The 1,231-nt window shown below is 71.8% G+C and carries 1 pseudogene; it reads right to left on the reverse strand.

Going from position 1 to position 1,231, the window contains the following annotated elements:
• A pseudogene (locus tag IG88_RS42175) lies at nt 1-1,231 on the reverse strand (beta-ketoacyl synthase N-terminal-like domain-containing protein); the annotation flags it as partial.

Here is a 1,231-nt window from a genome sequence, read left to right on the forward strand (position 1 = left end):
CACTCCCGCGCCTCGGTCAGCAACTCCACCGCACCCGCCGACCAGTCCACCTCAGGCGTCGGCTCGTCCACATGCAGCGTCTTCGGCATCAGGCGGTGCCGAAGGGCCAGTACGGACTTGATGACGCCCGCCACGCCGGCGGCCGCCCCCGTGTGGCCGAAGTTCGACTTCACCGAGCCGAGCCACAGCGGCCGGTCGTCCGGCCGGTTCTGGCCGTAGGTGGCGAGCAGGGCCTGGGCCTCGATCGGGTCGCCGAGCTTGGTGCCGGTGCCGTGCGCCTCCACCATGTCCACGTCGGCCGGGGTCAGGCCCGCGTTGGCCAGGGCCGTACGGATCACCCGCTGCTGCGAGGGGCCGTTGGGCGCGCTCAGGCCGTTGGAGGCGCCGTCCTGGTTGATGGCCGAGCCGCGGATCACCGCCAGGACCTCATGGCCGTTGCGGCGCGCGTCCGACGCCCGCGAGGGCCAGTTCGCATTCGCCGTTGTGCAGGGACTGGGCGGCGAGGTGCAGGGCGACCAGCGAGGAGGAGCAGGCCGTGTCCACGGTGACGGCGGGTCCTTCGAGGCCCAGGACGTAGGAGACGCGGCCGGACATCACACTGCCGAGCGCACCGGTCATGCCGTATCCGCCACCGGCCTCGGACGAGCCCATCAGGACCGCCGGGTAGTCCTGCGGACCGCCGCCGACGAAGACGCCGGTGGCCGTGTTGCGCAGGGACCGCGGGTCGATGCCGGACTTCTCCACGGCCTCCCACGACACCTCCAGCAGCAGCCGTTGCTGCGGGTCCATCGAGGTGGCCTCGCGCGGGGACACGCCGAAGAAGGAGGCGTCGAAGTCACCGGCGCCCTGGAGGAATCCGGCCTGGTCCACCGCTGGGGCGCCCCAGCGCTCCCAGCCCCGGTCCGTGGGGAAGGCGGACAGTTCGTCCCGGCCTTCGGACAGCACTCGCCACAGACCTTCGGCGTCGAGTACGCCACCGGGGTAGCGGCAGGCCATGCCGACGATCGCGAGCGGCTCGTCGTTCACGGGTCGGGGCGTGAACGACGCCGTGACGGAGCCCGCTTCGCCGCTGACGAGTTCGTCGCGCAACATGGTGGCCAGTCGTTGCGGGTCGGGGTGGTCGAAGACGAGTGTGGCGGGCAGGCGCAGGCCGGTGGCCTTGGACATGCGGTTGCGCAGTTCCATCGCGGTCAGCGAGTCGAAGCCCAGGTCCTTGAAGGGCCGGGTCGGC

Source organism: Streptomyces sp. NRRL F-5650 (genome assembly GCF_000721365.1).
Taxonomy (GTDB): domain Bacteria; phylum Actinomycetota; class Actinomycetes; order Streptomycetales; family Streptomycetaceae; genus Streptomyces; species Streptomyces ardesiacus.